At 60.1% G+C, this 17,654-nt stretch carries 16 protein-coding genes; 7 read left to right on the forward strand and 9 right to left on the reverse strand.

The window, feature by feature from the left end; genetic code table 11:
• Positions 1-66 precede the first annotated feature (66 nt).
• Complete coding sequence (gene ggt / locus CLM72_RS13250; RefSeq protein WP_054895942.1) at positions 67-1,791, forward strand: gamma-glutamyltransferase; 1,725 nt, start codon at positions 67-69, stop codon at positions 1,789-1,791.
• Between the two features lie 119 nt (positions 1,792-1,910).
• Here the strand turns inward: ggt and CLM72_RS13255 are convergent, their stop codons facing one another.
• The 3 genes from CLM72_RS13255 to CLM72_RS13265 all read right to left on the reverse strand — a co-directional run bounded on the left by CLM72_RS13255 (position 1,911) and on the right by CLM72_RS13265 (position 4,829).
• Positions 1,911-2,435 (reverse strand): AAA family ATPase, encoded by a 525-nt coding sequence (locus CLM72_RS13255; protein ID WP_105226750.1) that lies wholly within the window; start codon positions 2,433-2,435, stop codon positions 1,911-1,913.
• Positions 2,432-2,995: a nicotinamide riboside transporter PnuC gene (gene pnuC, locus CLM72_RS13260; RefSeq protein ID WP_073522511.1), complete on the reverse strand. Its 564-nt coding sequence runs from the start codon at positions 2,993-2,995 to the stop codon at positions 2,432-2,434. The genes CLM72_RS13255 and pnuC overlap by 4 nt, the downstream gene beginning before the upstream one ends.
• Before the next feature lie 241 nt (positions 2,996-3,236).
• Positions 3,237-4,829, reverse strand: coding sequence for a methyl-accepting chemotaxis protein (locus CLM72_RS13265; protein ID WP_371920460.1), 1,593 nt, complete (start codon positions 4,827-4,829; stop codon positions 3,237-3,239).
• A gap of 226 nt (positions 4,830-5,055) precedes the next feature.
• Here CLM72_RS13265 and CLM72_RS13270 point away from each other — a divergent pair, with 226 nt between their 5' ends.
• Complete coding sequence (locus CLM72_RS13270; protein WP_105226751.1) at positions 5,056-5,886, forward strand: undecaprenyl-diphosphate phosphatase; 831 nt, start codon at positions 5,056-5,058, stop codon at positions 5,884-5,886.
• Positions 5,883-6,266 (forward strand): DUF1294 domain-containing protein, encoded by a 384-nt coding sequence (locus CLM72_RS13275; RefSeq protein WP_105226752.1) that lies wholly within the window; start codon positions 5,883-5,885, stop codon positions 6,264-6,266. The genes CLM72_RS13270 and CLM72_RS13275 overlap by 4 nt, the downstream gene beginning before the upstream one ends.
• Here the strand turns inward: CLM72_RS13275 and CLM72_RS13280 are convergent.
• Together CLM72_RS13280 and CLM72_RS13285 are read right to left on the reverse strand one after the other, a co-directional pair.
• The gene (locus CLM72_RS13280) at positions 6,255-6,611 is read right to left on the reverse strand and encodes an MmcQ/YjbR family DNA-binding protein (RefSeq protein ID WP_073522504.1); all 357 of its coding nucleotides are present in this window, start codon (positions 6,609-6,611) and stop codon (positions 6,255-6,257) included. The two genes, CLM72_RS13275 and CLM72_RS13280, sit on opposite strands and share 12 nt — an antisense overlap.
• Complete coding sequence (locus tag CLM72_RS13285; RefSeq protein WP_105226753.1) at positions 6,608-7,516, reverse strand: LysR substrate-binding domain-containing protein; 909 nt, start codon at positions 7,514-7,516, stop codon at positions 6,608-6,610. The genes CLM72_RS13280 and CLM72_RS13285 overlap by 4 nt, the downstream gene beginning before the upstream one ends.
• 125 nt (positions 7,517-7,641) lie before the next feature.
• Between CLM72_RS13285 and CLM72_RS13290 the strand changes: the two genes are divergently transcribed.
• Complete coding sequence (locus CLM72_RS13290) at positions 7,642-8,253, forward strand: FMN-dependent NADH-azoreductase (RefSeq protein WP_105226754.1); 612 nt, start codon at positions 7,642-7,644, stop codon at positions 8,251-8,253.
• Positions 8,254-8,443: 190 nt separating this feature from the next.
• Entirely contained in the window at positions 8,444-9,481 is a 1,038-nt protein-coding gene (locus tag CLM72_RS13295) for a dienelactone hydrolase (RefSeq protein ID WP_034127346.1), read from the forward strand.
• Here CLM72_RS13295 and CLM72_RS13300 read toward each other — a convergent pair.
• From CLM72_RS13300 to CLM72_RS13315, 4 genes are all read right to left on the reverse strand, one after another.
• Entirely contained in the window at positions 9,475-10,647 is a 1,173-nt protein-coding gene (locus CLM72_RS13300; protein WP_105226755.1) for an MFS transporter, read from the reverse strand. The two genes, CLM72_RS13295 and CLM72_RS13300, sit on opposite strands and share 7 nt — an antisense overlap.
• Positions 10,648-11,062: 415 nt before the next feature.
• Entirely contained in the window at positions 11,063-12,649 is a 1,587-nt protein-coding gene (locus tag CLM72_RS13305) for an ABC-F family ATPase (RefSeq protein WP_003191057.1), read from the reverse strand.
• A gap of 142 nt (positions 12,650-12,791) precedes the next feature.
• Complete coding sequence (locus CLM72_RS13310; RefSeq protein ID WP_034127348.1) at positions 12,792-14,030, reverse strand: MFS transporter; 1,239 nt, start codon at positions 14,028-14,030, stop codon at positions 12,792-12,794.
• Between the two features lie 403 nt (positions 14,031-14,433).
• Entirely contained in the window at positions 14,434-14,820 is a 387-nt protein-coding gene (locus tag CLM72_RS13315; protein WP_105226756.1) for a TIGR03067 domain-containing protein, read from the reverse strand.
• Positions 14,821-15,160: 340 nt separating this feature from the next.
• Here CLM72_RS13315 and CLM72_RS13320 point away from each other — a divergent pair, with 340 nt between their 5' ends.
• The gene (locus CLM72_RS13320; protein ID WP_105226757.1) at positions 15,161-16,486 is read left to right on the forward strand and encodes a Wzz/FepE/Etk N-terminal domain-containing protein; all 1,326 of its coding nucleotides are present in this window, start codon (positions 15,161-15,163) and stop codon (positions 16,484-16,486) included.
• A gap of 264 nt (positions 16,487-16,750) precedes the next feature.
• Positions 16,751-17,650 (forward strand): lipid A hydroxylase LpxO, encoded by a 900-nt coding sequence (gene lpxO, locus CLM72_RS13325; RefSeq protein WP_014718362.1) that lies wholly within the window; start codon positions 16,751-16,753, stop codon positions 17,648-17,650.
• Positions 17,651-17,654 lie beyond the last annotated feature (4 nt).

Below are 17,654 nucleotides of genomic sequence, written 5' to 3' on the forward strand. Positions count from 1 at the left end.
ATTGCGCTGGGGATTGAATCAGCGAGGGGCTATTTTGGTGCATCTCAATAATCAGAGTAGCCATGGATGAAATACCAACCCTTGAGTCACACCTTGATTGCTACCGCGCTGGTATTAACGGTCAACGGGGTGCACGCAGCTTCCCAAGCCCCGGTTGCGGGTGAAAATGGCATGGTGGTCACGGCCCAGCACCTGGCAACCCATGTGGGTGTCGATGTGCTCAAGGCCGGCGGCAACGCGGTCGATGCGGCGGTGGCAGTGGGTTACGCACTGGCGGTGGTGTACCCGGCGGCGGGCAACCTGGGCGGTGGCGGTTTCATGACGGTGCAACTGGCGGACGGGCGCAAGACCTTCCTCGACTTCCGCGAAAAAGCCCCGTTGGCGGCGACGGCCGATATGTACCTCGACAAGGCCGGCAATGTGGTCGAGGGCCTCAGCGCCAAAGGCCATTTGGCGGTCGGCGTACCGGGCACGGTGTCCGGCATGGAGCTGGCCCTGAGCAAATACGGCACCCTCAAGCGCGCCCAAGTGATTGCCCCGGCGATCAAGCTGGCGGAAAACGGCTTTGAGCTGGAGCAGGGCGATATCGACCTGTTGCACACCGCCACCGGTGAGTTCGAAAAAGACCAGGATATGCGTGGCATCTTCCTGCATAACGGCGAGCCGATGCAGGTAGGCCAGAAGCTGGTGCAGAAGGACCTGGCCAAAACCCTCAAGGAAATCTCGGCCAAGGGCACCGACGGTTTCTATAAAGGCTGGGTCGCCAAGGCGGTAGTGGATTCCAGCCAGGCCGGCAAAGGCATCATCACCCAGGCCGACCTAGACGCCTACAAAACTCGCGAACTGGCCCCCATCGAGTGCGACTACCGTGGCTACCATGTGGTCTCGGCGCCGCCACCCAGCTCCGGCGGTGTGGTGATCTGCCAGATCATGAACATCCTCGAAGGCTACCCGATGGCCGACCTGGGCTATCACTCGGCCCAGGGCCTGCACTACCAGATCGAAGCGATGCGCCACGCCTACGTGGACCGCAACAGCTATCTCGGTGACCCGGACTTCGTGAAGAACCCCATCGAGCATCTGCTGGACAAGAACTACGCGGCCAAGCTACGTGCGGCGATCGAACCGCAAAAGGCCGGTGATTCCCAGGCAATCAAACCGGGTGTATCGCCCCATGAAGGCAATAACACCACCCACTATTCCATCGTCGACAAATGGGGCAACGCGGTCTCGGTGACCTATACCCTCAACGACTGGTTTGGCGCCGGGGTGATGGCGAGCAAGACCGGGGTGATTCTCAACGATGAAATGGACGACTTCACCGTCAAGGTCGGCGTGCCGAACATGTACGGGCTGGTACAGGGCGAAGCCAACGCCATCGCACCGGGCAAGGCGCCGCTGTCGTCGATGAGCCCGACCATCGTCACCAAGGACGGCAAGGCGGTGATGGTCGTCGGTACACCGGGTGGCAGTCGCATCATCACTGCGACCTTGCTGACCATCCTGAATGTCATCGACTACAAGATGAATATCCAGGAAGCCGTGGACGCGCCGCGCTTCCATCAGCAGTGGATGCCTGAGACCACTAACCTTGAAACGTTTGCCGTGAGCCCGGATACCCAGAAGATTCTCGAGAGCTGGGGCCATAAGTTTGCCGGTCCGCAAGATGCCAACCATTTGGCGGCGATCCTGGTCGGTGCGCCTGCTCTGGATGGCAAGCCGGTGGGTAACAACCGCTTCTATGGGGCCAATGACCCGCGACGCAATACGGGGTTGTCGTTGGGCTACTAAAACCTGGTACGGTAAAAAATGTGGGAGCGGGCTTGCCCGCGAAAGCGGTGGGTCAGTCTATGCCTGTGCCAGCTGATACAGAGCATTCGCGAGCAAGCCCGCTCCCACAGGGAGGAGTGTCAGGGCTTGAGCAACTGGGTGACCGCGGCAAATGCCGCCTGGCGCCTTTGTTCCCAATCTCCGCCAATCACCACCAGTGGCTGTCGATGCTCCTGCATCCACTCCAGGCTGGCCTGAAAAAACGCCCGGCGATCCGCCAGTTCCGGCTGGCAGCGCTGGCCGTCGGCACTCCATTCCACATCCTCGGGTGAGAGCAGCAAGTGCAGGTCGTAATGCCGCGCCAGTAGCTCGTCATCAAGCCAGCCGGGATAGTCGCCGAACAGGGTCTGGCTCCAGAGCTTGTTGGTCAGCAGGTGGGTGTCGAGAATCAGCAAGGCGGGGCGTTTGGCGCGGGCGGCATCCTCCCAGGCCAACTGGCCCTGGGCAATGGCCGGGATATCCGCCAGGGTGGTGTCGCGCTGATGCTGATCGATGAAGTGCCGCACATATTCCCCCACCATCAACCCGCCGAAGCGCGTGTGCAACTGCGCCGCCAGCCAGCTCTTGCCGCTGGATTCGGGGCCCGCCAATACCACCACTTTCATGCGCGTAACGCCGGGTCGGCGCGCCACTCGCGCCAGCCTTGCACGGCAATCGCGGTAAACAGGGCGTAGAGCGCCGCGGTGAGGTAGAGGCCTTTGTAGAGGAACAGGCCGACGAAGATCACATCCACCACAATCCACAACGGCCAGCACTGTACGCGTTTTTGCGCCATCCACATCTGCGCCACCAGGCTGAAGCCGGTGAGGGCGGCGTCGAGCCAGGGCTGGGCGGCGTCAGTCCAGTGGGCCATGGCGGCGCCCAGCAGCAGACTGCCGACGGCGCCCACAGCCAGGCTGGCCATGATTGCCGGCGCTTTCAGGCTGGTGACCTGGCGGCCTTGCTTGACCTCGCCAGCGCGGGTCCACTGCCACCAACCGTAAACTTGCAGCGCCGCGTAGACCACTTGCAGCAGCATGTCCGAGTAGAGCTTGACCTCGAAAAACACCCAGGTGTAGAGCAACACCATCACCAGGCCGATGGGCCAGCACCAGGGGTTTTGTTTGACCGTCAGCCAGACAGCGATCACCCCCAGGGCGGCGGCGAACAGTTCAAGCCCGGACATGGCGGATCCTTGGGAGAGTGGGAGAGGGCGGTGATTGTACCCAGAGCTCACCGATCCTCAAACACAGCAATGCGTCATTGCCCTCTGTAGGAGCGAGCTTGCTCGCGAAGATCGTCAACGTTACCGCGTATTGTCTGAATAACCGCGGTGCCTATGGGTTTTTCGCGAGCAAGTTCGCTCCTACAAAAGGCTAATCAGCGCTAGATTCGGAATTGGCGCAGCAACCCATCAAGCTGCTCACTCAAACCACGCAACTGCGCACTCGCCACGCTCGATTGCTCCGCCGCCAGCGCGTGCTGTGGGACAGCCCGGCCGCTTGGGTGACGTTCTGGTTGATGTCTTCCACCACATGGGCCTGCTGCAGGGTGGCGCTGGCAATCGAGGCGTTCAGGCCGTTGAGGTTGTGCAGTGCCTGGCCGATGGCGGTGAGGCTTGCACCGGCCTGGCCGGCTTGCTCGATGGTCAGTTGCGAGGCGCTGTGGCTGTCGCTGATGACCTTGACCGCCGCTTCCGAGTGACCTTGCAGGCGCTCGATCATTACCTGGATCTCGGCGGTGGATTTCTGCGTGCGCTGGGCCAGCAGCCGCACCTCATCGGCGACCACCGCAAACCCACGGCCTTGCTCCCCGGCGCGGGCGGCTTCGATGGCGGCGTTGAGGGCGAGCAGGTTGGTCTGGTCGGCGATGGAGCGGATCACCTCCAGTACCCCGCCGATCTGCGTGCTTTCGCTGGAGAGTGTGCGGATCACCTCCACAGCCTGGCTGATGGTGGTGGAGAGCTGGTCGATCTGCTGCAAGCTGCCGTCGATGTTGACCTGGCCCTGTTGTGCCTGGGCCTGGGCATCGCGCATTTCGCTGGCGGCGTGTTCGGCATTCTTGGCCACGTCCTGCACGCCGTAGGTGACTTCATTGATGGCGGTGGCCACCAGTTCCATCTGCTGCGATTGCTGCTGGCTGCGGTCATGGGCCTGGCTGGCGTTGTGGCCCAGCTCGGTGGACGACTGGCCCAGGGCGTTCGCGCACACCTGCAACTGGCCGACAACCTGGCGCAGTTTGGCGGTGAAGTTATTGAAGTGCTGGGCCAGTGCGGTCAGTTCGTCACGACCGTGGGTGTCGAGGCTGTGGGTCAGGTCGCTTTCGCCGCTGGCGATATTGCCCATGGCATTCACCGCCGCCTGCAACGGCTGCACGATGCTACGAGCGATCAACACCACCAGCACGGCCATCATCAACGCAATGCCCAGGCCAATGGCCGAGGCTTTCCACACCTGGCCCCTGAATTCAGCCTGTACATCGTCGACGTAGACGCCGGAGCCGATAATCCAGCCCCAGGGTTCGAACAGTTGGATGTACGAGGTTTTCTCTACCGGCGCTTCGGCGCCGGGTTTCGGCCAGCGGTAGTTGACGATGCCGGCGCCCTTGGCCTTGGCCAGGCTCACGAATTCGTTGAACACGGCGAAACCGTCCGGGTCGCGAATCGCCGAGAGGTTCTGGCCGTCGAGCTTGGGGTTGGCCGCGTGCATGATCATCACGGGGGTGAGGTCGTTGATCCAGAAGTAATCATCGTGGTCATAACGCAGGCCGCGCACCGCGCTCAGGGCCTGTTGTTGCGCTGCGTCACGGGTCAGTACGCCGGTTTTCTCCAGGTTCTGGTAATAGCTGAGTACACCGCTGGCGGTCTGTACCACATGCTGGGTCTGCTGGCGCTTGGCCTGGTAGAGGTCGCCGTGGATCTGGTTGAGCATCAACAGCCCCAAGGCCAGCAGCATCAACACGGCGACTATCAGGATCAGCCAAAGGCGGCGGCTGATCGACATGCTGCGCAAACTGTTCATCGTCCTGTCACTCCCTGCTCTTTATAATTGTGGTGCTGCTTCGAGATTTCCGGCGTGTCTGATAGGCTTTCGGCCCGGAATCGAAAAACCTGAGTACTGCCTGATTTTTCACGGAATTTTTGCAGACCGGCGTTGAGAATCAACCGCGGGCGCTTGTGTGCGCTCGTCGTCAGTGAACTTAAAAAAGACTAAGAGGCATGCTACGCGCATGACCTTTGGAGACAGCATGGATTTTTGGACCGCCATACAGGCATTGATTCTCGGCATCGTCGAGGGGCTTACGGAGTTCTTGCCGATCTCCAGCACTGGCCACCAGATCATCGTCGCCGACCTGATCAATTTTGGCGGCGAGCGTTTCGAAGCCTTCAATATCATCATCCAGCTCGGCGCGATCCTGGCGGTAGTCTGGGAGTTTCGGCGCAAGATCTTTGACGTGGTCATCGGCCTGCCGACCCAGCCCCAAGCCCGACGCTTTACCGTCAACCTGATCATCGCCGTGCTACCGGCGGTGGTACTGGGGGTGATTTTTGCCGACCTGATCAAGCACTACCTGTTTAACCCGATCACTGTAGCGACTGCCCTGGTAGTGGGTGGCGTGATCATGTTGTGGGCCGAGCGCCGCCAGCATGCGGTGCGGGCTGAAACCGTCGACGACATCACCTGGAAAGACGCCCTGAAGGTCGGCCTGGCCCAGTGCCTGGCCATGATCCCCGGCACTTCGCGTTCTGGTGCGACGATCATCGGCGGCCTGTTGTTTGGCCTGTCGCGCAAGACAGCTACCGAGTTCTCGTTCTTCCTGGCGATGCCCACCATGGTCGGTGCGGCGGTGTACTCGGGCTATAAATACCGTGACCTGTTCCAGCCCGCGGACCTGCCGGTGTTAGCCATTGGCTTTGTCACCTCGTTCATCTTCGCCATGATTGCGGTCAAGGCCCTGCTCAAGTTCATCGCCAGCCACAGCTACGCGGCGTTTGCCTGGTACCGGATTGCGTTCGGCCTGGTGATCCTGGCGACCTGGCAGTTCGGCTGGATCGACTGGACTGCGGTCAAGCCATGACTATCCAGCACCCACGCCTGAAGGCGCTGATCTTTGTACTGCTGTGTGCCGCGCCGCTGCTGGGCTCGGCGTTGCTGTGGTATCGCGGCGAAACGGTGATTCCGTTGATGGCCTACTGCGTGGTCAGCGTGGTGGCGTTCTTCTTGTACTGGAGCGATAAGCGCAAAGCGCAGACCGAAGGCTGGCGCACCCCGGAAAACATCCTGCATGCGGTGGAACTGGCCGGCGGTTGGCCGGGGGCGTTGATCGCCCAGCAGGTGTTCCGGCACAAGACGCGCAAGGTGTCTTACCAAGTGTTGTTCTGGGTGATTGTGCTGTTGCACCAGGTGTTCTGGCTGGACCAGCTGTTCCTCGGCGGCACCTTGCTGTCAATCCTCTAGCCGCAAGCCAATCTGCGTGCGCTTGGGCAGCTTGCTCACCACCAACTGGTGGGAGCGCTGCAACAAGCCACGCAGTTCCTCTGCGCCCAAAGGGTAGGGCGTGTTCATGATGACCCACTGCGCCCTCGCCAGGTAAGGCGCCGGGTGAATGCCCGGGCGGTCGACGTGGCCCAGGAACAGTTCTTTGTCGACCTTGAAGGCCAGCGACTCACCGCGCAGGTTCTGCAAGGCGAACATCTTGTTGCCGGCAATCGAAAACACCCGCACGCCGCCCCATTTGTAGTCTTCCCGTGCGCCTGGCAGGCCCAGGCAGAAACGGGCGACTTGTTCTTCCGTCATGCTCATAACAGCCGATCTCCACAGCCTTTGAAGCCTTCTTCCAGATAGTCGATCCAGGCCCGGATGGCCGGCAGCACGCCGCGCCGGTGCGGGTAGACCGCCTGCAGCCAGCCGCCAGGCAATGACCACTCCGGTAGCAATTGCACCAGGCGGCCATTAGCCAGTTCTTCTTCGCAGTACATCATTGGCAGCACCGTAAAGCCCACGCCCATCATTGCGCTGGCCTTGCGCACGATAAAGTCTTCGATGCCCAGGCGCGCCTCCATCACTAGCTCGTGCATGTTGCCCTGAGGGTCGATGATGCGTTGGTGCACCATTCGGTCCGCCTCGAGTGCGCCAAGGATTGGCAGCTGCTTGAGGTCTTCCAGGGTTTCGACCCGCCGCTCACGCATGAAAACGGGGCTGGCCACCAGCACGGTATGCGCCTGGCGCAGGCGTTTGGTGACCAGTAACGGGTCTTCGTCGCCCAGTTCGCGTACGCGCAGCGCTACATCAATGCCTTCGGCCACCAGGTCGACGCGGCGATTCACCAGGGTCATGTCCAACTGCACCAACGGGTGCGCGGCCAGAAAACCGGCTACCAGCTCCGGCAGAATTTGCTGGGCCAGCCCCACCGGGCAACTGACTCGCAGCCGCCCACGCGGCTCGCTGGACATGCTGGCCACGGCCTCGTCGGCCATTTCCGCTTCCAGCAGCATGGCCTGGCAGTGGCGCAGGTAGCGTTCGCCGACGGCGGTGAGCGTCAGTTGCCGGGTGGTGCGTTGCAGCAAGCGTGCACCCAGGCGGTCTTCCAGTTCGGCAATGCGCCGTGAAAGCCTGGATTTGGGAATGCCGAGTAGCCGGCCAGCCGCAGCAAAACCGCCGGCTTCGACGACTTTGGCGAAATAGTAGAGGTCGTTGAGGTCTTGCATGGTGGGCCTATTGTCCTGTCAGTGGGACAAACTATCGCATTTCAGCTGGCTTATCGACCATTGGTTTCATGCGTAGCATCACCACCATCTGATCGCCACTGTCGATCCCACCTCGGAGATCCATCATGAAACTGTTGCACATCGATTCCAGCATCCTCGGCGACAACTCGGCCTCCCGTCAGCTCAGCGCCGGTGTGGTCAAGGCATGGCAAGCTGCTCAGCCAGGTGTGGAAGTGACCTACCGCGACCTCGCCAGCGAAGGCATCAACCATTTCTCCGGCGCGACCCTGGGCGCATTGGGCACTGCTGCCGAACTGCGCGATGCGGCGCAAAAGCACGAGGCTGAACTGAGTGCATCGTCGCTGGCTGAGTTTCTCGCCGCCGATGCTGTGGTAGTCGGTGCGCCGATGTACAACTTCACCATTCCCACCCAGTTGAAAGCCTGGATCGACAGCATCGCAGTGGCCGGCCAGACCTTCCGTTACTCCGAAGCCGGCCCTGAAGGCCTGTGCGGCAACAAAAAAGTCATTATTGTCTCCACCGCCGGCGGTCTGCATGCCGACCAAGCCTCGGGCGCTGCCCACGAAGGCTACTTGAAGCTGCTGTTCGGCTTCCTGGGCATCACCGACATCGAGATCGTGCGCGCTGAAGGCCTGGCCTACGGTGATGAAGTGCGCAGCAAAGCCATGAGCGACGCCAACGTGCGCATCAACGAGCAACTGTTCACCGCTGCGTAAGGCTTATGTAAGTTTGCCCTGTCCTCGGTTTCATTCTGAAACCGAGCGCCTAAACTCTGTATTCTGATCGCCTGAACGCGAGCTGAGTACGGAGTTTTTCGTTGTGGCCCAGGTTATGCACACATCCCTTCGATACCCTGGACTTTTTATTCGACAGGCCGGTTCTTGTGCAGCAAAGGTGGACGTCCCCATGATGCGTCTTTGTGCTGTTTTGGTACTTTCGCTGTTGGGCGGCCTGGTTTCAGTGCACGCCGCGCCGGCACCGCACCCCCATTGGAGTGTGGGGTTTCATCGCATGAGTGTGCTCGACCCGCTGGATTCGCAGCCGATGAAGGCCATCGCGTTTTACCCTTCCACCGATACCGAACGCACCACGCCGCTGGGCGCCTATCAGGTCGCGGCCAGTGAAGATGCCAAGGTTGCTATCGGCCGTTTTCCGATGCTGATGCTGTCCCACGGCAACACCGGCACGCCCCTGGCCCTGCACGATCTGGCTACGTCACTGGTGCGTAAGGGATTCGTAGTGGTGGCGGTCCTGCATCCCGGCGACAACTATAAGGACCACAGCCGCCTGGGTACCGTGAGTAATCTGTATGGCCGGCCGATCCAGATATCCCAGGCGATCACCGCCACCCTGGCCGATCCGATGCTGTCGCCCTTTGTTGATGTCGATCAGATCGGCGTCATCGGTTATTCCGCCGGTGGCGAAACGGCATTGATCCTGGCGGGCGCCAAGCCGGATTTCGAACGTCTACGCCGCTACTGTCAGGAACGCCCTGAAGACCGCGACGCGTGCACCACCAAGGGCGAGTTGGTGGTTGACCGCGACGACTTGCAACCCCAGGCTGACCCGCGCATCCATGCGTTGATGCTGATGGCGCCGCTGAGCTTGATGTTTGGCCGCCATACCCTGGCGGACGTGCATGTGCCAGTGCTGCTCTACAGTGGCGATGGCGACCAGTTGGTGGCAGTGGACAAAAACGCCGCCGCCCTGGCGCGCAAACTGCCAGAGCCGCCGGACTTCAAGCTGTTGGCCGGGGCAGGGCACTTTGTATTCATGGCCCCGTGCGACAGTGATCAACTGGCGACAATGCCGGGCATCTGCACCGATGCCGATGGTGTCGACCGCGAAGGGATTCACCGCGATATGGTCTCCGAGGCCGGGCGCTTTTTCAGTCGCACCCTCGGTGAGGCAACGCGTGCCGGCCTGCAGACGGCTGATCAGTAGGCGCGGCGCCTGAGCAGCACGGTCAGGGCGAGCGCGCTGACCGACAGCAACGCGGCGCAGAAGAATATCCAGCCGTAGCCAAGATTCAACGCCACGGCGCCCATCAACGGCCCGGCGATCGCCAGGGCCAGGTCGAAAAATACCGCATACGCACTCAGCCCCGCGCCACGGCTGCTGTCCGGCACTTGCTTGATAGCTTCCACGCCGAGCGCCGGGTAAACCAGTGACAAACCAAAACCGGTCAACCCTGCGCCGATCAAGGCCACGCTGGTAGACGGTGCCAGCCACAGCAGCGTCAGGCCCAGGGTTTCGATGATCATGCAGGCGATGGCGGCGGTGAACCCGCCAAACCGGCTGATGGCTGAGATAAACACCAGGCGCGAGAGAATAAAGCACACACCAAATACCGTCAGGCAATACGCCGCACCGGCCCAGCCACGATTCAGGTAATACAGGGTGATAAAAGTCGTCAACGTGCCGTAGCCAATCGAAGCCAGGCACAGGCTGGCGCCGAACGGTGCGATACGCCCGAACACCGCCCAGAACGGCAGCCGCTCGCCACGTACCACCGGCACCGACGGTTTATTGCGGATCAGCACCAGTCCCAACGACGCCAACACCGCCAGGGCAAGACCGAGGCTGGTGTAGCCGTAATCAGCCACCATCACCACGCCAAGTGGCGCACCAATCGCAATCGCGCCGTAGGAGGCGATGCCATTCCAGGAAATCGAGCGTGCGGTGTGCTCGGCGCCCACCGCGCCCATGCACCAACTGATGGTCCCCACGCCAATCAGGCCCTGGGCCACGCCGAGTAACAGGCGACCGGCGATCAGAATACCCAGGCTCAAGCTCGGCAGACTTTCCAGCAGCGTGGCGATAAAGGTCAGTACACCGCTGATCAGAATGCCGGCCAGGCCTAGCACGATCGCGCGTTTGGTACCGACGTTATCCGACATCCGCCCTGCCATCGGGCGGCTGAGCAGCGTGGCCAGGTACTGCGAACCGATGGTCACCCCGGCCACCACGGCGCTGAAACCCAGTTGCTCGTGCACATAGCCTGGAATCACCGCAATCGGCAGGCCGATGCAGATAAAGGCAATGAAGGTGTAGAAAACGATGGAAACGATCTGCCGGGTGATCGACAGGGAGGAGGGGGCGGCAGGCATGAATACTCAATCGCTGGCGGGCGGTGAATGCATCATGGCATAACCTGCATCCCTGTAGGAACGAGGGACGCCTGCAGTAGATCCCGTGTGTGAGCGGGCTTGCCCGCGAAGGCGGTGTGTCAGTCACTGGGTCTTTAGCTGAACCACCGCTTTCGCAGGCAAGCCAGCTCCCACACGGGTCATTCATCGCCCACAGAGTCACTGCCCGGCACAAATCCTCTGTGGGAGCGGGCTTGCCCGCGATAGCGGTGTGTCAGTCACTGAATCTTTAACTGAACCACCGCTATCGCAGGCAAGCCAGCTCCCACACGGGTCATGCATCGCCCACAGGATCAACGCCTGGCAGAGTGCGGATGCAAAAAGCCCCGTCACAGGGACAGGGCTTTTTCTTGCAGCTTGCAGCTAAGTGCTGCTCTTAAAACACCACACCCTGGCTACGCAGGTAGTCGTCATAGGTGCCGCTGAAGTCGATCACGCCGCTTGGGCTCAACTCGATGATGCGGGTGGCCAGGGACGATACGAACTCGCGGTCGTGGCTGACGAAGATCAGCGTGCCCGGGTAGTTCTCCAGCGCCAGGTTCAGCGCCTCGATGGATTCCATGTCCAAGTGGTTGGTCGGTTCGTCCATGATCAGCACGTTGGGCTTTTGCAGGATCAGCTTGCCGAACAGCATGCGACCTTGTTCGCCACCGGAGATCACTTTGACCGACTTCTGGATTTCGTCGTTGGAGAACAACATGCGGCCCAGGGTGCCACGAATCATTTGCTCGCCTTGGGTCCACTGGCCCATCCAGTCGAACAGGCTCACGTCGTCTTCGAAGTCGTGGGCGTGGTCCTGGGCGTAGTAGCCCAGTTCGGCGGCGTCGGTCCACTTAATGCTACCGGCGTCCGGGGTCAGCTCGTTGACCAAGGTGCGCAGCAGGGTAGTCTTGCCGATACCGTTGGGGCCGATGATCGCCACGCGCTCGCCGGCTTCAACCTGGAAGCTGAAGTCTTTGAACAGCGGCTTGCCGTCAAAACCTTTGGCCATCTTTTCGACCATGACCGCCTGGCGATGCAGCTTTTTGTTCTGCTCGAAACGGATGAACGGGCTCACACGGCTCGAAGGCTTGACCTCAGCCAGTTGGATCTTGTCGATCGCCTTGGCACGGGATGTGGCCTGCTTGGCTTTCGAGGCGTTGGCCGAGAAGCGGCTGACGAAGGATTGCAGCTCGGAGATCTGCGCTTTCTTCTTGGCGTTGTCCGACAGCAACTGCTCGCGGGACTGGGTCGCCACGGTCATGTACTCGTCGTAGTTGCCCGGGAACAGGCGCAGCTCGCCGTAGTCCAGGTCAGCCATGTGGGTGCACACGCTGTTCAGGAAGTGACGGTCGTGAGAGATGATGATCATCAGGCTGGAGCGCTGGGTCAGGATGTTTTCCAGCCAGCGGATGGTGTTGATGTCCAAGTGGTTGGTCGGTTCGTCGAGCAACAGCACTTCCGGGTCAGAGAACAGCGCCTGGGCCAGCAGTACGCGCAGCTTCCAGCCTGGGGACACTTCGCTCATCGGGCCGAAATGCTGTTCCAGGGGAATACCCAGGCCCAGCAGCAGCTCGCCGGCGCGGGATTCGGCGGTGTAGCCGTCCATCTCGGCGAACTCGGTTTCCAGCTCGGCCACAGCCATGCCGTCTTCTTCGCTCATTTCCGGCAGCGAGTAGATGCGGTCGCGTTCGGCCTTGACCTTCCACAGCTCCTCGTGGCCCATGATCACGGTGTCGAGTACGGTGAATTCTTCGTAGGCGAACTGGTCCTGGCGCAGTTTACCCAAGCGCACATTCGGCTCCAGCATGACCTGGCCGCCGGACGGGTCGAGGTCGCCACCGAGGATTTTCATGAAGGTCGACTTGCCGCAACCGTTGGCACCGATCAGACCATAGCGGTTGCCGGCGCCGAACTTGACTGAGACGTTCTCGAAGAGCGGCTTGGCGCCGAACTGCATGGTGATGTTAGCTGTGGAGATCAATTACTTTACCTATCAATGGGTTGCGAGCGTGACGGCAGGTGCCTTCAGGCATGCGTCAACAGCGACATCAAGGCGCGAAACCCGGTCGCTGAACACAAAATTGGGGATGTGTGTTGGAATTTGGCGCGCATTGTCGCATATGTCAGGCGACAGTTGTATGGCGAGCGAAGGATGGTTTTGCCAATGTCTCAGGCATAGCCAGCCACAACAGCATCAAGGCAGCGGCTGCAACCGCTGCCAACGTCAGGAAGGCCGCGTTGTAGCCAGCCTGCTGCACCACGAAGCCGGCCAGGCTGTTGCTGAGTGCCGCGCCCAGGCCGAATACGGTGGAGAGGGCGCCCAGGCTGACGTTGAAGCGCCCGGTGCCTTGGGTCAGGTCCTTGACGATCACCGGGAACAGGGCGCCGAAAATGCCGGCGCCGATACCGTCGAGCATCTGCACGGCCACCAGCCAGTAGGGGTCGCTGGATAAGGTATAGAGCACGCCACGCAACGGCAGTATCAGGAAACCTGCAAGCAACAGTGGCTTGCGCCCCCAGATATCGGCCTTGAGCCCGACCAGCCAGGCCATCGGCACCATCACCAACTGTGCGGCGACAATGCAGGCTGACGTCAGCGGGGTGGCCATCTGCAGATTGATCTGCGCCAGTTTCTGGCTGACCAGCGGCAGCATCGCGGCATTGGCCAGGTGAAACAGTGCGCAGCAGATGGCAAACAGTAGCAGCGGTTGGTTGGCCAGCAATGCTTTCAGGCCCGAGGGCTGTTCGTGGTCGGTGTGATGGGCCGGATCAAAACCACGGGCGACCTCATGGTCAATCGCCTCGGCCGGCACGCAACTGACCGCAATGACACTGGCGACGGCCATAAACGCCATCAGGTAGAACACCACCACCGGCCCGAACAGGTAGGCCAGCCCGCCGGCCAGCAATGCGGCCACGGCATTGCCGGCATGGTTGAAAGTCTCGTTGCGCCCGGTACGCCGGGTGAAGGCACGCGGCCCGGTGATCCCCAGCGAAATGGCGGAAATTGCCGGAGCAAAGACAGAGGCAGCAACGGCGCTGGCCGCTTGGGTCAGCGCCACCCAGCCAAATGAACTGACGAAGGGCAGCATCAGGCAACTGCCCGTCACCAATAGCGCGGCAATGGCAACCACCGCGCGTTTGCTGCGAGTGCGGTCGATCAGCGCACCCGCGGGGCCTTGGGTCAGCAAGGCAGCGATGCCTGCCAGGGTCATGACCACGCCAATGCTGGCCGGCTCCCATTGATGGACGGCCAACAGATAGATCGCCAGGTACGGTCCGAGACCGTCGCGCACATCGGCAAGAAAGAAGTTCAGGCTGTCCAGGGATAGAGCGATGCGCAGGTCTGAATGACGGGCCACGGTGCGACCTTCAAGAGCGGCGTTCAGGGGCTGAGCGCGCGTTGGGATAATGACCTGTGGGCTGGGCGATAAGTTTCGCGGTGAGCGAGGGTTTCAGCACGCAAAAAAAAGCCCGCGAGGAGAGGGCGGGCCAAGTGATTCACTGGAGTAGGTAGGCCTGACCTTATAGGTCGAAAAGTGAAGGCCTTGTGAAAATGCCGTGATCAAATCGGATAGCCACGTCTTATATGTCCACCTGTGGCGAGGGAGCTTGCTCCCGTAACGGCCTGCCAGCCACCGCCTTTCTCTTTGAAGCCCCGCGTTCCAACATGTGGAAGCTGGCTTGCCTGCGATAGCGGTGGGTCAGTCAACTAATCTGTCACTGATACACCGCTATCGCAGGCAAGCCAGCTCCCACATTTGATCAAGACTGCCGCACAAAGGTGCGCATGGTTTGCCCCGGGCCAGTGCTGAATACAGTGGGCCTGGGCATGCCTTCATCCGCTGCGATAAACACGAAATCATCGCCGTCGAGCCGGTAACTGGCGGGGAGTTGCTTGCCTGCATCTTCGCCGATGGCGTCCGTCCAGGTGATGCTTTTGGGCGTGATACTGGCGTCCAGTACGAACCGCCCCGCCAATAATATTTCGCCACTGACCGTGGTCACTTCGAAGCGATCCCCCGCAATTGTCGTCATCGCTCCCGGTGCGCTGTGGGCATCCACGGGGTTGAGCACGCCACTGTCTTCAAGGGCTGTTTGTTCCCATGTGCCTTGCAGTGCGTGAAAGTCCGAGGCTGAAAGCGGTGACATGCAAACTCCTTATTGCTGTTCAAAAAAATGTTCAATTGTATTGAGGCTGCCACTGTCCCACATGAAGGCGAAATTTTTTTCTTTATAAGACAGGTATTTGACAGCTTTTTCATGTTGGATTGACTACGCTTGCAGCCAGATTAGTCTGATATGGCTGTGTGATTTGGCTTACTCACCGAAATGAAACCGAAATAATCCCTAAGTCTGTGGGATATTTCAGAGGACTGAGTGGTCACATCGCCATCGATCAGCCGTATTCAGGGCGTTGTCCCTGATTTTCGAAGTCATACAGACTTATGAAAGTGATGGCCTTTTAGTATTATTTTAAGGTGTTCTTATTTTGAATCGAACTTCCCCGCTCCCGCCTTCCGCAGCGTCTGACGAAATTGATTTGTTCGAATTGTTTCACGCCATCTGGCGACAAAAGAAGCTGGTGATCGGGTGTACGCTTTTAGCTGGGGTGTTGGGTGCGGGTTATGCCTTCCTGGCACCCAAGACCTATGAAGTCAGCAGTGTGTTACGGCCTGCGGCTATCAACGAGCTGGACGCCTTGAACCGTTCGGAAGTGTATAAGTTGCCGCCTGCCGATGCGTTGCTCAAAGTGGGCGCGCAGTTGGATTCCTATGATGCGCGCCTGGGGTTCTTCAAGGATCATGAGGAGTTGTTCAAAGCGTTCAAGAAACCGGGGCAAACCCTTGAGCAGAGCTTTGAGGCGTTCAACCGCAATTCCGTCAATCTGATTCTGCCCGACCCCAAGAAATCCGATTCATTGAGCAGTTATATCCGTCTGGAGTTGCAATACCCGACCGACGTCGATGGTGTCGCGATCCTCAACGGTTTTGTGGACTACGCCATTGCCGCCGAGCGTCAGCAGGTGGGTGCCGACCTGAAGGTTATCGTCAATAACCGCTTGAGCGAGCTCAAGGGCAAGATCGACGCTGCCCGCGCCAACTACGATACCGATAAAGAATCGAAAATCGCCAAGCTGTTGGAAGCTGACCGGCTCAAGCGTGCCCAACTGCAGGATGAACTCAGCGCCCTGCGCCTGCAGATGAAGATGGAACGCACCAACCGCCTCGCCGAGTTGGCTGAGGCTATCAGCATTGCCAAGTCCATGGGCATTCGCACACCAACAACGCCGTCCTCAATGGCCGACTCCACACGCACGGGTTCGAGCCAGGTCATGCGGACCGAGGTGAACAACCAGAAGATCCCGCTGTATTTCATGGGGACCGAGGCGCTGGAAGCCGAACGCACTGCATTGCAGCAGCGTACCAGCGACGATTTCACCAACCCGCGCATTGCCGAGATCGGCAAAGACCTGCAACTGCTGGAAAGCAACCGCGAGGTTGAGGTGCTGCGCAAGCGGGGCAATGAAGACATCTTCTTGCAGGACGTCGAGCCGCTTCGCGCTGAAGTCGCCAGGTTGCGTGGTTTGAATATCGATATGAGCAACCTCAAGCTGGTGACGATTGACCGTCGAGCCCAGGAGCCTCTGTCACCGATAAAGCCGAAAAAGCCGCTGGTTATCGCGTTGAGCCTCGTCGGTGGCCTGTTGCTGGGCCTGATGATTGCGCTGATCCGCTACTTGGTGCGCAACCGCACTCAGGCCGTGCCCTATACGGCATTAGGGGATCGCCGCGAGGGTAAAGATTCGCCGCTGTAACCCTTCAAACGCCCTCAAACAGGCAGGCTCAAGGGCCTGCCTGCTCCTACCCCCAGCACACTCAATAGACAGCTTTTCACAATTCTTAGTTAACCTTTGGTTACAAAGTGTGGCTAAATAACTGCCAATGGTCGCACGCAGGCGGTTATCCCGCCGGCCGTGTCACCTGTATGTGAATTGTGATTTCAGGTGCTGCTTATCCATCCTCGGCCGTTGTGGGCCCGCAGGAGCAGCCTGTTCTCTCCCTGACGTGTGACGAATCCCTTGAAACTCATCATTGTTGCTCTCTACGTTGCTTCCATTGCGTATGTACACCTGCGCGGTCGGGTGCGACACAAGCTGGGTCGCCAACTTAGCGATCACTCGACGTTCCTGGCGCCGATCAACTGTTTCCTGTACCTGTTCTCCAAGCAGCCCAGCCGTCCCTACCTCTCGCCCAGCGACTTTCCAGACCTGAGCCCATTGCAGGAGCACTGGGAAGAGATCCGCGAAGAAGGCCAGAATCTGATGCGGGCGGGTGAGATCAAACGCTCGGAGCAATACAACGACGTAGGGTTCAACTCGTTTTTCAAGACCGGCTGGAAGCGTTTCTACCTCAAGTGGTACGGCGACAGTCACCCCTCGGCGATGAAGCTGTGCCCACGCACCACCGAGCTGGTGCAAAGCATCGGCTCGATCAAGGCCGCGATGTTCGCCGAACTGCCACCGGGCTCCAAGCTGGTGCGTCACCGCGACCCGTATGCGGGCTCGTACCGCTATCACCTGGGGCTGGATACGCCTAACGATCCAGGCTGCTACATCAACGTGGACGGCGAAAGCTATTACTGGCGCGACGGCGAGCCGGTGATGTTCGACGAGACCTACATTCACTACGCGGAAAACACCACCCAACAGAACCGCATCATTCTGTTCTGTGATATCGAACGGCCGATGAAGTACCGCTGGGCGGCTGCGTTCAACCGCTGGTTCAGCCGCAATGTGATGGCGGCCGCGGGTTCGCCCAACGATGAGGGTGACAAGACCGGCGGCCTCAACCGTGCCTTCACCCGGCTGTACAAGATTCGCCTGCGTGGCAAGGAGCTCAAAAAGCGCAACCGCACGCGCTACTACCTGGAAAAGTGGGCGATCTTTGCCGGTCTGGCGCTGATCTTCATTCTTATCTGACCTG

It is taken from the genome of Pseudomonas sp. MYb193 (assembly GCF_002966775.1).
Taxonomy (GTDB): domain Bacteria; phylum Pseudomonadota; class Gammaproteobacteria; order Pseudomonadales; family Pseudomonadaceae; genus Aquipseudomonas; species Aquipseudomonas paracarnis.

Coding starts and splice junctions, on each gene's coding strand:
- CLM72_RS13270 (WP_105226751.1), top strand. CDS start 5,056: ATGGATTTTTGGACCGCCATACAGGCATTGATTCTCGGCATCGTCGAG.
- CLM72_RS13300 (WP_105226755.1), bottom strand. CDS start 10,647: ATGCCTGCCGCCCCCTCCTCCCTGTCGATCACCCGGCAGATCGTTTCC.
- CLM72_RS13285 (WP_105226753.1), bottom strand. CDS start 7,516: ATGCAAGACCTCAACGACCTCTACTATTTCGCCAAAGTCGTCGAAGCC.
- CLM72_RS13275 (WP_105226752.1), top strand. CDS start 5,883: ATGACTATCCAGCACCCACGCCTGAAGGCGCTGATCTTTGTACTGCTG.
- CLM72_RS13265 (WP_371920460.1), bottom strand. CDS start 4,829: ATGAACAGTTTGCGCAGCATGTCGATCAGCCGCCGCCTTTGGCTGATC.
- pnuC (WP_073522511.1), bottom strand. CDS start 2,995: ATGTCCGGGCTTGAACTGTTCGCCGCCGCCCTGGGGGTGATCGCTGTC.
- CLM72_RS13255 (WP_105226750.1), bottom strand. CDS start 2,435: ATGAAAGTGGTGGTATTGGCGGGCCCCGAATCCAGCGGCAAGAGCTGG.
- CLM72_RS13280 (WP_073522504.1), bottom strand. CDS start 6,611: ATGAGCATGACGGAAGAACAAGTCGCCCGTTTCTGCCTGGGCCTGCCA.
- CLM72_RS13295 (WP_034127346.1), top strand. CDS start 8,444: ATGATGCGTCTTTGTGCTGTTTTGGTACTTTCGCTGTTGGGCGGCCTG.
- CLM72_RS13315 (WP_105226756.1), bottom strand. CDS start 14,820: ATGTCACCGCTTTCAGCCTCGGACTTTCACGCACTGCAAGGCACATGG.
- CLM72_RS13290 (WP_105226754.1), top strand. CDS start 7,642: ATGAAACTGTTGCACATCGATTCCAGCATCCTCGGCGACAACTCGGCC.
- ggt (WP_054895942.1), top strand. CDS start 67: ATGAAATACCAACCCTTGAGTCACACCTTGATTGCTACCGCGCTGGTA.